This is a genomic window from Actinomadura rubrobrunea NBRC 15275, assembly GCF_001552235.1.
Lineage (GTDB): Bacteria > Actinomycetota > Actinomycetes > Streptosporangiales > Streptosporangiaceae > Spirillospora > Spirillospora viridilutea.
On the sequence record NZ_BCQU01000047.1, the window covers coordinates 14,015 to 31,983 of the forward strand.

12 protein-coding genes are annotated in these 17,969 nt (G+C 74.5%); 10 read left to right on the forward strand and 2 right to left on the reverse strand.

Annotation, left to right across the window (positions count from 1 at the left end):
• Positions 1–138: 138 nt before the first annotated feature.
• From AR3_RS16165 to AR3_RS30640, 3 genes are read left to right on the forward strand one after another with little or no spacing between them, the layout of a single operon-like run.
• On the forward strand, positions 139–1,413 hold the full coding sequence (locus AR3_RS16165) for an ABC transporter substrate-binding protein (protein WP_067915040.1): 1,275 nt from the start codon (positions 139–141) through the stop codon (positions 1,411–1,413).
• 31 nt (positions 1,414–1,444) lie between these two features.
• Positions 1,445–4,168, forward strand: coding sequence for an ABC transporter permease subunit (locus AR3_RS30635; RefSeq protein WP_067915041.1), 2,724 nt, complete (start codon positions 1,445–1,447; stop codon positions 4,166–4,168).
• Entirely contained in the window at positions 4,165–4,905 is a 741-nt protein-coding gene (locus tag AR3_RS30640; RefSeq protein ID WP_067915042.1) for an ABC transporter ATP-binding protein, read from the forward strand. Before AR3_RS30635 ends, AR3_RS30640 begins: the two co-directional genes overlap by 4 nt.
• A 51-nt stretch (positions 4,906–4,956) precedes the next feature.
• Here AR3_RS30640 and AR3_RS16180 read toward each other — a convergent pair whose 3' ends face one another.
• Positions 4,957–6,810: a glycoside hydrolase family 15 protein gene (locus AR3_RS16180; protein ID WP_245637895.1), complete on the reverse strand. Its 1,854-nt coding sequence runs from the start codon at positions 6,808–6,810 to the stop codon at positions 4,957–4,959.
• 192 nt (positions 6,811–7,002) lie between these two features.
• Between AR3_RS16180 and AR3_RS16185 the strand changes: the two genes are divergently transcribed.
• From AR3_RS16185 to AR3_RS16200, 4 genes are all read left to right on the forward strand, one after another.
• Entirely contained in the window at positions 7,003–7,443 is a 441-nt protein-coding gene (locus tag AR3_RS16185; RefSeq protein WP_067915067.1) for a hypothetical protein, read from the forward strand.
• On the forward strand, positions 7,440–8,006 hold the full coding sequence (locus AR3_RS16190) for a hypothetical protein (protein WP_067915044.1): 567 nt from the start codon (positions 7,440–7,442) through the stop codon (positions 8,004–8,006). The genes AR3_RS16185 and AR3_RS16190 overlap by 4 nt, the downstream gene beginning before the upstream one ends.
• Positions 8,007–8,068: 62 nt before the next feature.
• Positions 8,069–10,897, forward strand: coding sequence for an FAD-binding and (Fe-S)-binding domain-containing protein (locus AR3_RS16195; RefSeq protein WP_067915045.1), 2,829 nt, complete (start codon positions 8,069–8,071; stop codon positions 10,895–10,897).
• A 109-nt stretch (positions 10,898–11,006) separates the two neighbouring features.
• Positions 11,007–11,723, forward strand: coding sequence for a DUF8017 domain-containing protein (locus AR3_RS16200; protein ID WP_067915046.1), 717 nt, complete (start codon positions 11,007–11,009; stop codon positions 11,721–11,723).
• A gap of 71 nt (positions 11,724–11,794) precedes the next feature.
• Here the strand turns inward: AR3_RS16200 and AR3_RS16205 are convergent, their stop codons facing one another.
• Complete coding sequence (locus tag AR3_RS16205) at positions 11,795–13,159, reverse strand: MFS transporter (protein ID WP_083951578.1); 1,365 nt, start codon at positions 13,157–13,159, stop codon at positions 11,795–11,797.
• 243 nt (positions 13,160–13,402) lie between these two features.
• Between AR3_RS16205 and AR3_RS16210 the strand changes: the two genes are divergently transcribed.
• Genes AR3_RS16210 through AR3_RS16220 form a run of 3 tightly spaced genes read left to right on the forward strand, consistent with a single transcriptional unit; the run spans position 13,403 to position 17,966 of the window.
• Positions 13,403–15,487, forward strand: coding sequence for a hydantoinase/oxoprolinase family protein (locus AR3_RS16210; protein WP_067915047.1), 2,085 nt, complete (start codon positions 13,403–13,405; stop codon positions 15,485–15,487).
• Positions 15,484–17,118, forward strand: a complete 1,635-nt coding sequence (locus tag AR3_RS16215) for a hydantoinase B/oxoprolinase family protein (protein WP_067915048.1) — start codon at positions 15,484–15,486, stop codon at positions 17,116–17,118. The genes AR3_RS16210 and AR3_RS16215 overlap by 4 nt, the downstream gene beginning before the upstream one ends.
• Positions 17,115–17,966, forward strand: a complete 852-nt coding sequence (locus AR3_RS16220; RefSeq protein WP_067915069.1) for a TIGR03619 family F420-dependent LLM class oxidoreductase — start codon at positions 17,115–17,117, stop codon at positions 17,964–17,966. Before AR3_RS16215 ends, AR3_RS16220 begins: the two co-directional genes overlap by 4 nt.
• The last annotated feature ends 3 nt before the right edge of the window (positions 17,967–17,969 follow it).

Here is a 17,969-nt window from a genome sequence, read left to right on the forward strand (position 1 = left end):
CGACCGGCCAACTTACCCTCACGCCCAAGCGAGCGCTAGGTCGCTTCGCGGCGTCGGGGGCCGCGCCGGGGACGCCCGGGACGGCGGGGACGCGGCGGCCGCGGCTCGTCCACGCCGACCCGTGCCCGGAGGCGCGCGATGCAGACCAGCCCCACGCTCCGCTCCGCGACCGCGGCCGTCCCCGCCGCCGCGCTCACCGCCCTGACCTGCCTGACCGGCTGCGCGACGAGCAACGAGGCCAACGAGGCGTCCTCGGGCCCGAGCGGCGCCGCCGGCGTCACCGACGACGCCGTGAAGGTCGGCGGCGTGCTCACCGTCACCAGCGCCACCGGCTACTCCACCGGCGGCGCCGAGCTGGGCGCCAAGGCCCGGTTCGCCCGCGCCAACGCCGAGGGCGGCGTGCACGGACGCAGGATCGAGTTCATCGGGGTCGAGGACGACGGGATGACCCCCGACAAGGGCGCGGCCGCCGCCCGCAGGCTCGTGCAGAAGGAGAAGGTGTTCGCGCTGGTCCCGGTCAGCGCCCCCCAGTTCGGCGGCGCCGAGTTCCTGGAACGGCGGAACGTGCCCTGGATCGGCTGGGCGACCGGGCCGTTCTGGTGCGGCAAGCGCAGCGCGTTCGGCTTCAACGGGTGCCTGGCGCCCAGCCCCGGACACGGCACCCAGACCTGGTGGGGCCGCCAGGTCGCCGCGCAGCTCGGCGGCGCCGCGGGCAGGTCGGTCTGGGTCCAGGCCACCGACTCCACCGCCAGCAAGTACGGCGTGCAGACCATCGCCAAGTCGTTCACCGCGGCCGGGTTCACCCTGGCCGGGACGTCGGCGGCGCTGCCCGCCCAGTCCCCGCCGCAGGACTGGTCGCCGTACGTCAACAAGATCATGAAGAGCGACGGGGGGAAGGCGCCCGACGTCGTGGTGTCGGTGATGGCGGGCGGCAAGTTCAACTCCGGGCTGTACGCGGCGCTGAAGAAGGCCGGGTACACGGGCATGATCACCGACGCCACGTCCTACGACCCGCACGTGCTGCGCGACCAGCAGACCGCCCGCGCCCTCGACGGCGTGTACGCGGCGCCGCAGTTCGAACCGTACGAGTCGGACGCGCCCGAGGTCGCCCGGCTGAAGGCGGACGTGCGGAAGGTCGGCGGCCCGGACGCCGTGCTCGACCAGCACGTCGCCACCGGCTACTGGAGCGCCGACGTGTTCCTGAAGATGCTGGAGAAGGCGGGCAAGGACCTCACCCGAGAGTCGTTCTTCAAGGCCGCGGAGGACTTCTCCTACGAGAACAGGGGCTTCGGGCGCACGCGCTTTCCGGCGGGCAAGACCGAGCCCAGCGGCTGCGGCGCGCTCGTCCGACTGCGGGGCGGCGCGTTCACCGTCGCCCAGCACCTGCGGTGCTTCGACAACACCACGCTGTGACCCGTCCGCGCCGAGCGTCCGGAGGTGACGGGTGAGCGAACTCGCCGGCTACATCCTGAGCGGCCTGGTGACCGGCGCGGTGTTCGCGCTGATGGCGTCGGGGCTGACCCTGTCCTACGCGGCCACCGGAGTCTTCAACTTCGCGCACGGGGCCGTCGGCTTCCTGGCCGCGCTGCTGTTCTTCGAACTGACCGCCGGGCTCGGCTGGCCGGTGTGGGCGGCCGGGCCGGCGACGGTGCTGGTCGCGGCGCCGCTGCTGGGATACGCGCTGCACCGGCTGATGTTCCGCGGCCTGGCCGCGGCGGGGGAGACCGCGCAGATCGTCGCCACCATCGGCCTGGCCATCGCGCTGCCCGCCCTCGGCCTGTGGACGGTGGACGTGCTGGTCGGCACGTTCGGCGCCGACCTGCCGCGGGTCACCGAGGGCGCCTCGGCGCGCGGCCTCGGCCCGCGTCCGGTGCGCACCTGGCAGCCGTTCGACGGGCTGACCGTCGACTCCGACCAGCTCACCACGTTCGCGCTGGCGGTCCTGGCCGCGGCCGCGCTGTGGGCCGTCATGCGGCGTACGCCGCTCGGCCTGCGGATGCGCGCCACCGTCGACCGGCGGCGCCTGGCCGCGCTGCGCGGCGTGGACGTCGACGCCGCCTCCGCGCGGGCATGGATGCTCGCCTCGACGCTGGCCGCGCTCGCCGGGGTGCTGGCCGTGCCCGCGCTCGGCTTGGACGCGAACGCCTTCACGGTGCTGCTGTTCGCCTCGGCCACCGCCGCCGTGTTCGGACGGCTGCAGTCCATCCCCGTCACGTTCGCCGCGGGCCTGGGGCTGGGCGTGGTGCAGAACCTCGTCGCCGGATACGCCGACTTCGCCGAGGAGGTCACCGGCCTTCGCACGGCCGTCCCCGCGATCCTGCTGTTCGCCGGGCTGCTGGTGCTCGGCCGCTCCCGCGAACGTGTCGCCGGTTCCATCGCCGAGGACGCCCCGCCGCCCGACCACCTGGCCGACCTGCCCCGCCGGCGCCGCGTCCTGCCGTGGGGCGCGTCCGTCGCGGCGCTGCTGCTCTGGACGTTCACGATCGGCGACGACTACTGGGTGGGGCTCGTCGCGCAGGGGCTCGTCCTGGCGCTCATCTTCTGCTCGTTCGTCGTCGTCACCGGCATCGGCGGCATGGTCAACCTGGCCCAGGCGACCTTCGCGGCGCTGGCCGCCTTGGCGGCCGGGCTGGCGTTCGCCAAGGGCCTGCCCCTCCCGGCGGCGGTGCCGCTCGGCGTCCTGGCGTCCGTCGCCGGGGGCGTGCTCGTCGCCCTGCCCGCCCTGCGCCTGGGCGGCCGCGTCCTCGCCCTGGCCACCCTCGCCCTGGCGCTGCTGGCCGACCAGGTGCTCTTCCAGATCGACGCGTTCAGCAACGGCACCGTCGGCTGGAAGCTGCCCGCCGTCTCGTTCGGGATCGCCGACACCAACGACCCGCGCGTCCGCGTCGTCGTGCCGCTGCTGCTCATCGGCGCCGTCGCCGTGCTGATCCGCAATCTGGAGCGCTCGGCGTCCGGCCGCGCCATCCTCGCCGTGCGGTCCGCGCCGGCCGCCGCGCTGTCGGTCGGCGTCTCCGCCACCCGCGCCAAGATCACGCTGTTCGCGCTGGCGTCCGGGATCGCGGGCCTGGGCGGCGTCCTGTACGCGACGTTCAACGGGCAGATCACCGCCACCGACCTGCCCGCCCTGACCGGGTTCGTCTGGCTGGCCGTCGTGGTGCTGCAGGGCGTGCGGCGGGTCGCCGGCGCCGTGCTCGGCGGACTGGTCATGGCGCTGTTCCCCGAGGTCCTCGACCACGTCACCGACTCGCAGCACGTCGGGATGATCCTGTTCGGGCTCGGCGGCGTGATCCTGGCCAGGCACCCCGACGGCGTCCTGTCCCAGTTCGCCCTGTCCCAGTTCGCCCTGTCCCAGTTCGCCCTGTCCCGGTTCGCCGGGGTCCGCCGCCGCGGACGCAAGCCCGCTCCGGCCGCACCCCCGCCGCCGGCCCCCTCCGAGCCCGCCGCCTCCGCCGTCCTGCGGCTCGAAGGCGTCGTCGCCGGCTACGGCGACGCCGCCGTCCTGCGCGGCGTCGATCTCGCCGTCCCGGCCGGGCAGGTGGTGGCGCTGCTCGGCGCCAACGGCGCGGGCAAGTCGACCCTGTGCGCCGTCGCGGCCGGGATGGCCCCGACGTCGGGTCGCGTGCTGCTCGGCGACGAGGACGTCACGTCCTGGCCCGCCCACCGCCGCTCCCGCGCGGGCGTGTACCTCGCCCCGGAGGGCCGCGGCGTGTTCCCGTCTCTCACCGTCGACGAGAACCTCGCCCTCTGGCTGCCGGAGACGGCCGACCGCGCCGCGGTCTACGACCGCCTGCCGCAGCTCGCGGCGCGCCGGGACGTCTCCGCGGGCGCGCTGTCCGGCGGCGAACAGCAGATCCTCGCCCTGGCGCCGGCGCTCGTCCGGCCGCCCCGCGTGCTGATCGCCGACGAGCCGTCCCTGGGGCTGGCGCCGCTGGTGGTCGAGCAGGTCTTCCAGAAGTTCGGCGAACTGCGCGACCGCGGCACGGCGCTGCTGATCGTCGAGGAGAAGGCCGGGGAGGCGCTGGCGCTGGCCGACACCGTCGCGTTCATGCGCCTGGGGCGCGTCGTCTGGACGGGCCCGCGCGCCGAGGTCGACGACGACCGTCTCACCGCCGCCTACCTGGGCCTGGACGAGGGCCCGCTGCTGCCCGCCACGGAGGCCGACCAGTGATCGAGATCGAGGACGTGAGCGTGCGGTTCGGCGGGGTGCGGGCGCTGACCGGCGTGAGCCTGACCGTCGCCGAGGGCGCGGTGTGCGGCGTGATCGGCCCGAACGGCGCCGGCAAGACCACCCTGTTCGACGTGATCACCGGGCTGCGCCGTCCCACGTCCGGCCGCGTGCGGCTGCGCGGCGCCGACGTGACGTCCGCCGGCGCCGTCCGCCGCGCCCGCCTCGGGCTGCGCCGCACCTTCCAGCGCCCGCAGGTCTTCGGCCGCCTGACCGTCCTGGACAACGTCCTGGCCGCGCTCGAATGGCGCGGCGGCGGAGGCGGCCTGGCGGCCGACCTGGTCGGCGCGCGCTCCCGCCGCCGCCTGGAGGCGGCCCGCCGCGACCGCGCCCTGGCCGCCCTCGACCGCTGCGGCATCGCCGACCTGCGCGACGCCTACGCCGCCGACCTGCCCATCGGCCGCCGCCGCATGGTCGAACTGGCCCGCGCCATCGTGGACGACCCCGCCGTGCTGCTGCTGGACGAACCCACCTCCGGCCTGGACGCCGACCAGGCCGCCGTCTTCGCCGACGTGGTGAGGTCCCTGGACGCCACCGTCCTGCTCGTGGAGCACGACGTCGGCTTCGTCATGACCACCTGCGACCGCGTCGTCGTCCTCGACCTCGGCGAAGTGATCGCCGACGGCCCGCCCGAGCGGATCCGCACGGACCCCCGAGTCCGCACCGCCTACCTCGGCTGACCCCGCCCGACGAGGCGGCGCGGGGTGGAGGCGCGGGGCGGGGCGTGGGGCTCAGCCGAGGGCGCGGTCCAGGTTGAAGGCGGCGCTGATCAGGGCCAGGTGGGTGAAGGCCTGGGGGAAGTTGCCCTGCTGCTCGCCGGTGCGGCTGATCTGCTCGGCGTACAGGCCGAGGTGGTTGGCGTAGGTGAGCATCTTCTCGAAGGCGAGGCGGGCCTCGTCCACGCGTCCGGCGCGGACCAGGGCCTCGACATACCAGAACGAGCAGATGGAGAAGGTGCCCTCCTCGCCGCGCAGGCCGTCCGGGCTGGCCTGCGGGTCGTAGCGGTAGACCAGCGAGTCCGACACCAGGTCGGCGGTGAGGGCGTCCAGGGTGGACAGCCACTTGGGGTCGGTGGGCGACACGAACTTGCCCAGCGGCATCATCAGCAGCGCGGCGTCCAGGACGTCGCCGCCCTCGTACTGGACGAATGCGCGCCGCGAGGGGGACCAGCCGCGGCTCATGATGCGGCGGTAGACGGTGTCGCGGGCCTGACGCCAGCGCCGCAGGTCGGCGGGCAGGCCCCGGTGGTTGGCCAGGCGGATGGCGCGTTCGATCGCCACCCAGCACATCAGCCGCGAGTAGAGAAAGTTCCGGCGCCCGCCGCGGGTCTCCCAGATGCCCTCGTCCGGCTGGTCCCAGTGGTCGCACACCCAGTCGACCAGCACGCACACCTGGTCCCAGTGGTCGCTGGAGATCGGCTGGCCCCACTTGTCGTACAGGTAGACCGAGTCCAGCAGGGCCCCGTAGATGTCGAGCTGGAGCTGTCCGACGGCGGCGTTGCCGATCCGGACCGGCGCCGAGCCCCGGTGGCCCTCGAGGCCGGGGAGCTCGCGTTCGGGCAGGTCCGTGCGCCCGTCGATGCCGTACATGATCTGCAGCGGGCCGTCGGGGCCGTCGCCGCGCAGGTCGACGTTCCGGATGAGGAAGTCCATGAACGCCGCGGCCTCCTCGGTGAAGCCCAGGCGCAGCAGCGCGTAGACGCAGAACGCGGCGTCGCGCACCCACACGTACCGGTAGTCCCAGTTGCGCTCGCCGCCGATCCGCTCCGGCAGGCTGGTGGTCGGCGCGGCCACGATCGCCCCGGTCGGCTCGTAGGTCAGCAGCTTGAGCGTCAGGGCGGAGCGGTGCACCATCTCCCGCCACCGCCCCCGGTAGCGGGACGCCGACAGCCAGGAGCGCCAGTACGCGACCGTGGCGTCGAACTGCCGTTCGGCCTCGGTGTGCGGGCAGCCGCGCGGCAGGATGCAGTCGGTGATCCGGTCGAGGGCGAACACCTCGGCCTCGCCCTCGGCGAGCTTGAACTCCGCCCAGGCGTCGCGGTCGTCGTGCTCGAACGGGACCGTGCTGGTCAGCGCGAGCGTCATCGACGGCGCCTCGAACAGCGCCAGGTCGCCGTGCGGCCGCAGGACGTGCGGCTCGGCCCCGTACCCGAAGCGGGGGGCCACCCGCATCCGGAACGGCACCGTCCCGCGCACGCACACCACGCGCCTGATCAGCCGGTGCCGGTCGCACTCGCCGCCGTCCTGCTCGCGGCGCACGACGGGCATGAAGTCCTGCACCTCGCCCACCCCGTCGTCGCTGAAGAACCGGGTGATCAGCACGTTGGTGTCGGGGAAGTAGAACTGCTTGGTCGTGGCCCGGTTCGCGCTGGCGAGCTGGAAGGAGCCGCCGCGGTCGGCGTCCAGGACGGCGGCGAACACGCTGGGGGAGTCGAACGAGGGGCAGCAGTACCAGTCGACCGTACCGTCCGTCCCGACGAGCGCCACGCTGTGCATGTCGCCGATCAGCCCGTGCTCGGCGACCGGCAGATAGCGGGACGGGCCCGCGCCGCCCCCCAAGCCTTCCGTCATGGCGAACCCCCGCATTTCCCCAGCGTATGCCCGGAATGCGGTCGCGGCCATGTCCGGGGGCGCCGCCTTTCTCCCCGAGCCGTCGGCGCGCGGGCGTGATCGCTACGGGGCCCCTGTCCGGAGGGCGGGCATGCGCGGTTGTCAACTCCCGTATACCCCTGTACCGTATCGCTCATACCCCGCCCTGGTATGAGAGGAGTGGTGGGGATGCGAGCGCACGACGGCGGTTCGGCGAGGTCGGGGCACGGCATGCGGCACTTCGTCCGCCATTACCTGGAGATGGCGGCGGCGATGCTGGCGGGGATGGTCGTCCTCGGCGCGGCGGTGCGGGGCGCGGTGGCGCTCGCGGGGGGCGCGTACTCCATGACGACCCATCCCGAGCTGGTGACCCTGGAGATGGCGATCGACATGTCGGCGGGGATGGCGCTGTGGATGCGCCTCCGCGGCCACGGCTGGGCGAGCACCCTGGAGATGTGCGGCGCGATGTTCGCTCCGGCTGTGGCGCTGATCCCGCTGCTGTGGCTGGACGCCGTCGGCGCGGGGGCGCTGATGACGCTGGAGCACGTCGCGATGTTCGTGCTCATGCTTGTGGTCATGCTGCGCCGCCGCGGCGAGTACGGCCTGGGCGTCCAGGAGGCGCGGCCGTGACCGGCGCGGCGGCCGAACGCGGGCGTCCGGTCCGGAGGCTGGCGCGGCGCTGGCCCGCCGCCCTCGGCCTGGCGCTGCCCGCGCTGACCCTGCCCGGCGGGGACGGCGGCGAGACGGTGGCCGCGCTCGCCGAGGTGCTGCCGCTCCTCGCCCTCGTCTACGTGGCGGTCTGCGTGATCGGGCAGCGCCGGGTGTCCTGGCCCGCCCTCGGCGTCGGGTCGGTGCTCCTGGTCGGGGCGCGGGCCGCGGACGTGGCGCCGTCCACCGTCTTCATCGGCATCGCGCTGCTCCTGCTGGTGTGGGGCGCCGTCAGCGGGACGCCGCTCGGACGGACCGTGTTCGGGGCGCAGGCGGCCGGAATGATCGCCTTCGGCGCGGTCGCGCTGGCGGCGCTGGCGGCGGACCCGGAGATCGCCCGGTATCTGGTGGGGGCCGGGTGGCTGCTGCACGGCGTCTGGGACTTCGTCCACCTGCGGCTCAACCGGGTGGTGTCCCGCTCCTACGCGGAGTGGTGCGGCGTCACCGACGTGCTGATGGGCCTCGGCCTGATCCTCCTCCTCTAGCCGCCGGCGGCCGGGTGCATGATGGGAACGCCCGGTGGGATTTCGTCGGTGAGGGGGCTGGCATGGGGGCGGAGCTGGCGCGGCGGCTGCCCGGCGTGTTCCGCACGGACCCGGCCGCGCGGGCCGCCTACTCCTCCGACGCCTCGCTCTACCGGCAGGTCCCGGTCGCGGTGGCCGAGCCGCGGTCGGTCGAGGAGCTGGCGCGGGTCCTGGAGATCGCGGCGGACGCGGGCCTGCCGGTGACCATGCGCGGCGGCGGGACGTCCATCGCGGGCAACTCCATCGGCCCGGGCGTGGTCGTCGACACCTCGCGCCATCTCGACCGGATCCTGGAGATCGACCCGGACGCGCGGACGGCCGTCGTGCAGCCCGGGGTGGTGCTGGACGACCTGCGGGCGGCGGCGGGCGAGCACGGCCTGACGTTCGGGCCGGACCCGTCCACGCATTCGCGGTGCACGCTCGGCGGGATGATCGGCAACAACGCGTGCGGGTCGCACTCGGTCGCCTGGGGGACGACGGCCGACAACGTCCTCGCCCTGAAGGTGCTCACGGCCGACGGCAAAGAGCTGCATGCGCGGCGGGGCACCAGCGGCGACGGCGAGCTCGACGCCGGCCTGATCCGGCTGCGCGACGCCTGTCTGGCGCCGCTGCGCACGGAGCTGGGAAGGTTCAGCCGCCAGGTCTCGGGCTACGGGCTGCACCACCTGCTGCCCGAGCGCGGCTTCGACGTGGCCAAGGCGCTCGTCGGCAGCGAGGGGACGTGCGGGGTCGTCACGGAGGCCACTGTGCGGCTGGTGCCGGTCCCGGCGGCGAGGGCGCTGGTCGTGCTGGGGTTCCCGGACGTCTTCGCGGCCGCGGAGATGGCCCCCGCCGTGGCGGGCATGGGCGCGCTGACCGTGGAGGGCATGGCGTCCGACCTGCTGGCGGCGCTGCGCTCCCAGCCGGGACGGGCCGGGGCCGGGGCCGAGCTGCCCGCGGGCGGAGGATGGCTGTACTGCGAGGTCGGCGGCGATTCCGTGGAGCACGCGCGCGAGGCGGCGCGGGCGCTCGTGCGGAGTGTGCGCGAGCGTCTCCCCGAGGTCACGTCGGTCGTCGTGGACGAGCCGCGCCGGATGCGGGCGCTGTGGTGGATCCGGGAGGCCGGAGCGGGGATCGTCACGCGGCTCCCCGAAGGCGGCGAGGCGTGGCCGGGGTGGGAGGACTCGGCCGTCCCACCCGCCGCCCTGGCCGGCTACCTGCGCGACCTGTACGCGCTGATGCGCGAGCACGGGTTCCGGGGCGTGCCGTACGGGCACTTCGGCGAGGGATGCGTGCATCTGCGCGTCGACTTCGACCTTCCCGACAAGCGCGGTGTGGCGGCCTACAGGGCGTTCGTGGAAGAAGCCGCCGACCTGGTGGTGTCCTACGGCGGGTCGGTCTCGGGCGAACATGGCGACGGACGGGCGCGCTCCGAACTGCTGACGAAGATGTACTCCCGCGAACTGCTGGACGCCTTCGCGGCGTTCAAGGGCGTCTTCGACCCCGGCCGCCGGCTCAACCCGGGCGTGCTCGTCGACCCGGCGCCGCTCGACGCCGACCTGCGGCCGGGGCCGGGGCGGGACGCGCTCCCCGTCACTCCCGTGCACGCGCTCACCCGGGACGCAGGCTCCTTCGCCGCGGCGGTGCACCGGTGTGTGGGCGTGGGCGCGTGCCGCAACCTGCACGTGGGGTCGATGTGCCCGTCCTTCAAGGTGACCCGTGACGAGGTGCATTCGACGCGGGGACGCGCGCGTGTGCTCGCCGAAATGCTGCGCGGCAGCACCGTCACGGACGGGTGGCGGTCGGACGAGGTGATGGCCGCACTCGACCTGTGCCTGTCGTGCAAGGCGTGCGCACGCGAATGCCCGGTGAACGTCGACATGGCCACGTACAAGGCCGAGTTCCTGCACCGGCACTACGCCGGACGGGTACGACCCATGGCGCACTACTCGATGGGGTGGCTGCCTCTGTGGTCCCGCATGGTGTCCGGCGCCCCCGCGCGGTTCGTGAACGCGGCTCTGGCCCGTGAGCGCGTCGCCGGGGTCGTCAAGCGGGTCGCCGGGATCGAGCCCCGCAGGCGGATGGTGCGGTTCGCCGAGGAGAGCCTGCAGCGGTGGTACCGGCGTCGCGGCCCCCGGCCGGGCGGCGGCACGCCGGTCGTGCTGTGGCCCGACACGTTCACCAACTTCCACGCGCCGCAGGTCGGGCGCGACGCGGTCGAGGTGCTGGAGGCCCTCGGATACCGCGTCCTGATCCCGCCGGGGCGGGTGTGCTGCGGGCTCACCTGGCATTCGACGGGGCAGCTCGACGTGGCGCGGCGCGTGCTGCGGCACACCCTGGACGTCCTGCGTCCCGCCCTGGACAACGGCCTGCCGATCGTGGGTCTCGAGCCGTCCTGCACCGTCATGCTGCGCGAGGAGGCGCGCGAACTGCTGCCGGACGACGAGCGCGCGGGCAGGCTCGCGGACGGCGTGAGAACGCTGGCCGAGGTCGTGGCCGCGCACGACGGGGAGTGGCCGTTCGCGCCGCTCGGCGTGCGCGCGGTGACCCAGGTGCACTGCCATCAGGAGGCCAAAGGCTCCTACGACGCCGACCTCGCCGTCCTCGAACGCCTCGGGGTCGACGCCGACGTGGTGGGGGCGGGCTGCTGCGGGCTGGCCGGCAACTTCGGGTTCGAGCCCGGCCACTGGGAGGTCTCCCAGGGCTGCGCCGAGCGCGAGCTGTATCCCAAGGTGCGGGCGGCGTCGGACGACGACCTCGTCCTCGCCGACGGCTTCTCCTGCCGCACCCAGATCGCCCAGGGGACGGGCCGGGACGGGGTCCATTTGGCGGAGGTCCTGGCACGGGCTTTGCGCTACGGTCGAAGGCCATGACGGACGGCCCTCGCCCCCAGCGGCGTCCAGCAACCCGTATCAGCTGCCCGGTCAGAACTGGAACGCGCCGTCGTCCCCGCACGGCCCGCGCAACGGGCGGCGTCCGCCCATGTCCCCGATCGTGGCGCTGAGCCTGCTGTTGGGCTGCGGGATCGTGGGCTTCGCGGGCTGGCAGTCCTTCTGGGCCGAAGGCGGAGACGACTACCACGTGGCGGCGCCCCCTCCGGGGCCCGTGCCGCCGAAGCCCGAACCGGTCAGCACCGTCCCTCCGCGGGTGAAAGGCTGGAAGGCGGTGAGCAGCGACAAGTACCGGCTCACCTATGACGTCCCGAAGCCCTGGAAGGTCAACTCGACGGGCCTGCTCATCGGGTTCGAGGACGCCGACGGCAAGCCGCTCGCCGCGATGAGCGCGACGGCCGAGTACCGCGCCGGGCGCTGCGGGGACGAGCCGGTCGCCAAACGGGCCGCCGCGGGTTTCAACCAGTACGTGGACGGCACCGTCGCGCAGGTCGCCGAGCACGCCGCGTACAAGTGGGCGAAGGCCGCCTACACGCCCGAGGAGGGAACCCTCCCCAAGGTCACCGTGAGCCGGCCGCGGCCGGTGAGAGCGGGGCGGCTGACAGGCCAGTACGTCGAAGCCGACGTCGCCGGCATCAGCCGGACGGAGCCCTGCCTGCCGCCGCGCGCGGTCGTCTACATCGTGGCCGTGCCGGGGCTGGAGAAGGGCACGACGGTCGCCTTCGTCATCTACGCGGACCAGGGCGTCGCCGAGGCCGCGCCGAAGGAGACCCTGGAGAAGATCGCGCGCAGTCTCCGCCGGCACTGACCCGGCGCCCGTTCGGCGGTGTCGCGGCCGGGGCGCCCCGCCGCGCCTGAGGAGCGCCCCGGCGCGCCGGGTCATGCGGGGGAGTAGGCGTCGTCGGCCGTGATGTCGGCGCGGGAGCGGTCGGGCAGCAGCGCCATCGCGGACAGCGTCAGCGCCGACGACACGACCATGGCGATGGAGATGGCCCACCAGCCGTAGTCGTGCAGCAGCCAGGTCGCCAGCAGCGGCGCCGGGCCGCCCGCGACGACCGAGGCGAGCTGGTAGCCCAGCCCCGCCCCGCCGTAGCGCAGCCGCGTCGGGAAGCTCTCGGCGATCATCGACGCCTGCGGCCCGTACTGCAGGGAGTGCGGGATCTGCGCCAGCATCACCGCGATCACCACCACCACGGCGACGCCGGTGTTGAGCAGCGCGAAGTACGGGAAGGCCACCACCGCGACCAGCAGCGCGCCCGCCGCGTACACGCGGCGGCTGCCGATCCGGTCGCCCAGGTGCCCGGCCGCCGGGATCGCGGCCAGCTCCAGCGTGGCCGCCAGCGTCACGGCGCCCAGGGCCAGCCCGTGCGCCATGCCGAGCTCCTTGTGGATGTAGGTGAGCGCGAACGAGGTGAAGATGTAGAACGGCATCTGCTCCGAGCAGCGCAGCAGCGCGCTCAGCACGATCTCCCGGGGGTGCCGCCGCACCACCTCGGCCACCGGCACCCGCGCCACCTCGCGCCGCTCCAGGACCTCGGCGAACAGCGGGGTCTCCATGACCTGCAGCCGCACCCACATGCCGACCGCCACCAGCACGAGGCTCAGCAGGAACGGGATGCGCCAGGCCCAGGAGGTGAACGCGTCCTCGGCGGACAGCGCGATCGCGGTCATCGCGCCGGTCCCCAGGATCAGACCGATCGGCACGCCGATCTGCGGGAGGCTGGCCATCAGCCCGCGCCGCCGCTGGTCGCCCCATTCCATGGCCAGCAGCACCGAGCCGCTCCACTCGCCGCCGACCGCGATGCCCTGCAGGATGCGCAGCACGACCAGCAGCACGGGCGCGGCCACGCCGATCGTCCCGGCGCCGGGCAGCACGCCGATCAGCGCGCTGGATATGCCCATGAGCAGCAGCGTGACGATGAGGGTGGCCTTGCGGCCGAGCCGGTCGCCCCAGTGGCCGAACAGCGCCGCGCCGACCGGGCGGGCGGCGAACCCGACCGCGTACGTGGCGAACGCCGACAGCGTGCCCGCGTAGTCGGTCGAGCTGGGGAAGAAGACGTCCTTGAAGACGACCGCCGCGGCCGTGTTGTAGAGGAAGAAGTCGTACCACTCGATCGATGTGCCCACGACGCTGGCGACGGCGGCCTTGCGCACCTGGCTGCGCCGTGCCGCGGCGTCCGCGCCGGTGTCCGCGCCGGTGTCCGGGGCACCGCCGCGGCCCGCCTGGTCCGGGTCGAGCACCATCGGGGACACTCCCTTCCGCCCCCGAGTCTGATCATTTTTCGGGCAGGGTGATACCCCGCGACGATCAGGTCGCAAACCGACATTTGTGGCCCAATTCACGTCTGTGTGAGAGGGGCGCCCGGCCCTGTCGCCGGTCCTGCCGCCGACCCCGCGGCCGGGCGCGCCCTTGCCGTCCGGCGGCGGGGCGGCTACCGTACCAAGCGGTCGCTAGGTTGGTAGCGGCGGCCGCGGGGAGGGCGCTCCATGGGCATCACCCTGGCCAGTGACGTCGGCGGCACGTTCACCGACGTGGTCCTCGCCGGGACGGACGGCGGGGTGCACGTCGCCAAGACCCTCACCACGCCCGCCGATCCCACCGACGGACTGCTGCGCGGCGTCGAGCAGGTGCTCGCCGCGTCGGGCACGCCGCCGCGGGCGGTCGACCGCGTCGTCCACGCGACCACGCTGGCCACCAACGTGATCCTCGAGCGCACCGGCGTGCCCGTCGCGTTCGTCACCACGCGGGGCTTCCGGTCGATGCTGGCGCTCGGGCGCCGCGCCCGTGTAGAGGAAGAGCGCTACGACCTGGCGTTCGAACCCCCCGAACCGCCCGTTCCCCTCACGCACGCGTTCGACGTGCCCGAACGGATTGCCGCCGACGGGACGGTGCTGCAGCCGCTGGACGAGGACGCCGCCTCCCGCGTCGCCGACGCCATCGCGGCGCTGGGCGTGTCGGCGGTGGCGATCTGCCTGCTGCACTCCTACCTCAACCCCGTCCACGAGAACCGCCTCGCCGAGATCATCAGCGCGCGGCTCCCCGCGGGGACCCCCGTGGTCGCCTCGTCGTCGGTGTGGCCGGAACTGGGGGAGCACGAACGGGCCACCACGACGCTGATGTCGGCCTACGTCGGGCCCGTCATGGCCGCCTACCTGCGACGCCTCGGCGGACGGCTGCGCGCGCTCGGCATCGCCGCGCCCGTGCACGTGATGGAGTCCGCCGGGGGCGTGCTGCCCGCCGCGCTGGCCGCCGCCCGCGCCGTCTCCACGATCGAGTCGGGCCCCGCCGCCGGGGTCATCGCCGCGGCCCGCCACGGCGCGCGGCGCGGCCTGGCCGACCTCATCTCCTTCGACATGGGCGGCACCACGGCCAAGGCCGGTCTGGTCCGCGGCGGACGGCCCGGCATCACGCACGAGTTCCAGGTCGGCGGCAAGGGCAGCTTCGGCGGCCGCCGCCCCGGCACCGGCGTGCCCATCAAGGTCCCCGCGATCGACCTCGCCGAGGTCGGCTCCGGCGGCGGCAGCATCGCCTGGGTGGACGCGGGCACCCTGCGCGTCGGCCCGCGCAGCGCGGGCGCCGACCCGGGACCCGCCTGCTACGGGCGCGGCGGAACGCTGCCCACGGTCACCGACGCCGACCTCGTCCTCGGCTACCTCGACCCCGAAGGCTTCGGCGAGCTGCGCCTGTCGCCCGCACGGGCGCGCGCCGCGATCGCCGAGCACGTCGCCCGCCCTCTCGGCGTAGATGTGGTGGAGGCGGCGGCCGCCGTCCACGACATCGCCAACGCGCAGATGGGCGCGGCCGTCCACGTCGTCACCGTCCGGCGCGGCATCGACCCCCGCGGCTTCACCTTGGTCGCACTGGGCGGCGCCGCCCCTACGCACGCGGTGCGGCTGGCCGAGCGGTTCGGCATCGGCCGCGTCCTGGTGCCGCCGCAGGCCGGCGTCGGCTCCGCCGCCGGTCTGCTGGAGGCGGACCTGGCCGTCGAACGGGCCCGCACGTTCCTCGCGCCCGTCGCCGCGCTCACCTCTCCCTCGGGAGGGGACGCGCTCGGCGGGCTGGCGGCCGTCCTGGCCGACCTGGAACGCGCCGCACGCGCCGACCTGCAGGCGGACGGTCCGGGCACGGTCGCGCGATCGGTGGGCATGCGGTTCGTCGGGCAGGCCCACGCGTTCACCGTGGACCTGCCGCCCGGCCCCGTCACCCCCGAGGTGGTGCACCACGCCGCCGAGGAGTTCTACAAGCGCTACCGCGAGTCGTACGGCATCGAGCTTCGCGACCCGGTCGAGGTGACCACGGCGCGTGTGCGCGTCGTCCTTCCGGCCGGGTCGGCGGCGGCCGTCGGCGCGGCCCGGACGGGGCCGCCGACGCCGACCGGGACCCGTTCGGTATGGCTCGACGGCGCCTTCCGCGACGTCCCCGTCCACGCGCGCGCCGGATGCGCGCCGGGCGCGGAGCTCCCCGGGCCGTGCCTCGTCACCGAGCCCCAGTGCTCGCTGCTCATCCCGCCCGGCTGGCACGGCGCCGTCGCCGCCGACGGCGCCCTCGTCGTCGAAGGAGGCCCGCGATGAGCGAGCCGGAGGGGCGCGGCGACCTCACCGCCGAGATCCTGCGCAACGCGCTGTGCGTCGCCGCCGAGGAGGCGGGCATCGTCGTGGTGCGGTCGGCCTACTCCACGTTCATCGTCGAGGGCGCGGACGCGGCCGCCGCCATCCTGGACGCGCGCGGACGCCTCGTCGCGCACTCCCTCTCGACCGCCCTCATCCAATGCGCCAGCCTGCGCAGCGCCCTGCCGTACGTCCTGCGCGCCTACCCGCCCGCCGCGATGCGGCCCGGCGACGTGTTCCTGCTCAACGACGTCTACCAGGGCGGCATCCACGCCAACGACCTGCTGGTGTTCCGGCCGGTGTTCGTCGACGGCGCGCCCGCCTACTTCACCGGAACCCTCATCCACGTCGCCGACCTGTCCGGACTGTCGGCGGGCGGCATGGCCTCCGACGCCGCCGACGTCTACCTGGAGGGCCTGCAACTGCCGCCCGTCCGCATCGCCACCGCCGACGGCCTGGTCGACGAGCTGGTGCGCGTGCTGGCCGCCAACAGCCGCACCCCGGACCGGCTCGTCGGCGACCTGCGCGCGCTCATCGCCGGCGTGAACGTCGCCGCCCGCCGCCTCGAAGAGATCATCGAGGCGCACACCCCCGACGGGCTGGCGCGCGGCGTCGAGGACTACCTCGCCCACACCGAACGCCGCATGCGCGAGGGTCTGGCCGCCCTGCCCGCCGGAACGCACCGCGGCGAATACCGGCTCGACGACGGCCACCTCGTCCGCGTCGCCGTCACCGTGGACGGCGCCGGCGGCGCCGTCGTCGACTTCGCCGGCACCGACGAGCAGGTCCCGCTGCCCGTCAACTCCGGCTTCTCCCAGACCCACGGCGGCGTCATGTACGCGCTGCGCTGCTTCGTCGACCCGACCCTGCCCATGAACGAGGGATGCTTCGCCCCGGTCGAGGTGCGCATGCCCCGCGGCAGCCTGGTGAACTGCACCCGCCCGTATCCCGGCGGGGGCCGCTTCGGCACCGTGGCCGCCGCCGAGGAGGCCATCTTCGCCGCCCTCACCGACGCGCTCCCGTCCGGCGGCGTCGCCGCGTCCGGCATCCTGCAGGCGTTCAGCATCAGCGGCGTGCGGCGCCCCTGGCTGCACATGTCGTTCGACCTCGGCGGCATGGGCGCCCGCGACGGCTGCGACGGGCCGGACGCCACCGGCGCGCTGTTCGGCGGCGGACGCAACATCATCCCGCAGGTCGAGCCGATCGAGGCGCGGCTGCCCGTCCGGATCGAAGAGGTGTCGCTGATCCCGGACTCCGGCGGCCCGGGCCGCCACCGGGGCGGCCTCGGCACCCGCACCGTCATCCGGATGCTGGAGGACGCCGTCGTCGACACCCGCGGCGACCGGCTGCTGCGCCCCCCGCCCGGCGCGTCCGGCGGACTGCCCGGCCGCGCGGGCGGCTACTACCGCGAACGCGCCGACGGCGTCCGCGAACCGCTCGGCGCCAAGGCCACCCGCCAGCCCCTGGCCGCCGGGGAGGCCCTCGTCGTCGAGACGTCGGGCGGCGGCGGCTTCGGCGACCCCGCGACCCGCGCGCCGCGGGCCGTCGAACGCGACCTCGCCGACGGACGCGTCACCCGCTGGGAGTGGACGTGAAGTTCGGCGTGCCGCTCGGGCTCGTCCACCCCGGCGCGTGGCGCGAGCTCGCCGTGACCGCCGACCGGCTCGGGTTCGAATCGGTGTGGCTGCCCGAACACCTCGTCTTCACCACCGACCTGTCCACCGCCGCCTACCCCGGCACGACGGAACCGGCCATCCGCCCGGAGACGCCGCTCTTCGACGCGCCCGCCTACCTGTGCGCGCTCGCGGCCGTCACCGAGCGCGTGCGGCTCGGGACCGCCGTCTACCTGTACGCCCTGCGCCACCCGTTCACGGCCGCGCGCGCGTTCGCCACCCTCGACCAGATCTCCGGCGGCCGCGCGATCGTCGGCGTCGGCGCGGGCTGGTACGAGGGCGAATGGCGCGCCGCCGGGATCGACTTCGCCACGCGCGGCCGCCGCCTGGACGAGGCCATCGCCGTCTCCCGCCGCCTGTGGACGGAGAAGACCGTCGAGCACCACGGCGAATTCTTCGACTTCCCCGAGGTCGCGTTCGAACCCAAACCCGTGCAACGCCCGCTGCCCGTGCACGCCGGCGGCGAGTCGCGCGCCGCCCTGCGCCGCGCCGCCGCCCTCTGCGACGGCTGGATCAGCATGCCGCAAACCCTCGACGGAATCCGTCCGAAACTGGCCGTCCTGCGAGAACTGCGCGCGGCCGCCGGGCGCGCCGACGATCCGTTCGAAATCACCGTCCACGCTTACGCGTTGTCCGGTCCCGAAGAAATACGGCGTTGGGAGCGGCTCGGTGTGGACCGTCTCATCGTCCGCCCCTGGACCCGCACCCGCGACGCCGTCTCCGCCCTCATCGAATTCGCCGCGCGCTACGACGTGCGACACGCGATCTGATCA

Excerpts from the sequence above, each read along its gene's own strand:
- AR3_RS16185 (WP_067915067.1), top strand. The coding sequence starts at position 7,003 with ATGCGAGCGCACGACGGCGGTTCGGCGAGGTCGGGGCACGGCATGCGG.
- AR3_RS16165 (WP_067915040.1), top strand. The coding sequence starts at position 139 with ATGCAGACCAGCCCCACGCTCCGCTCCGCGACCGCGGCCGTCCCCGCC.
- AR3_RS16200 (WP_067915046.1), top strand. The coding sequence starts at position 11,007 with ATGTCCCCGATCGTGGCGCTGAGCCTGCTGTTGGGCTGCGGGATCGTG.
- AR3_RS16205 (WP_083951578.1), bottom strand. The coding sequence starts at position 13,159 with ATGGTGCTCGACCCGGACCAGGCGGGCCGCGGCGGTGCCCCGGACACC.
- AR3_RS16180 (WP_245637895.1), bottom strand. The coding sequence starts at position 6,810 with ATGCGGGGGTTCGCCATGACGGAAGGCTTGGGGGGCGGCGCGGGCCCG.
- AR3_RS16215 (WP_067915048.1), top strand. The coding sequence starts at position 15,484 with ATGAGCGAGCCGGAGGGGCGCGGCGACCTCACCGCCGAGATCCTGCGC.
- AR3_RS16195 (WP_067915045.1), top strand. The coding sequence starts at position 8,069 with ATGGGGGCGGAGCTGGCGCGGCGGCTGCCCGGCGTGTTCCGCACGGAC.
- AR3_RS16210 (WP_067915047.1), top strand. The coding sequence starts at position 13,403 with ATGGGCATCACCCTGGCCAGTGACGTCGGCGGCACGTTCACCGACGTG.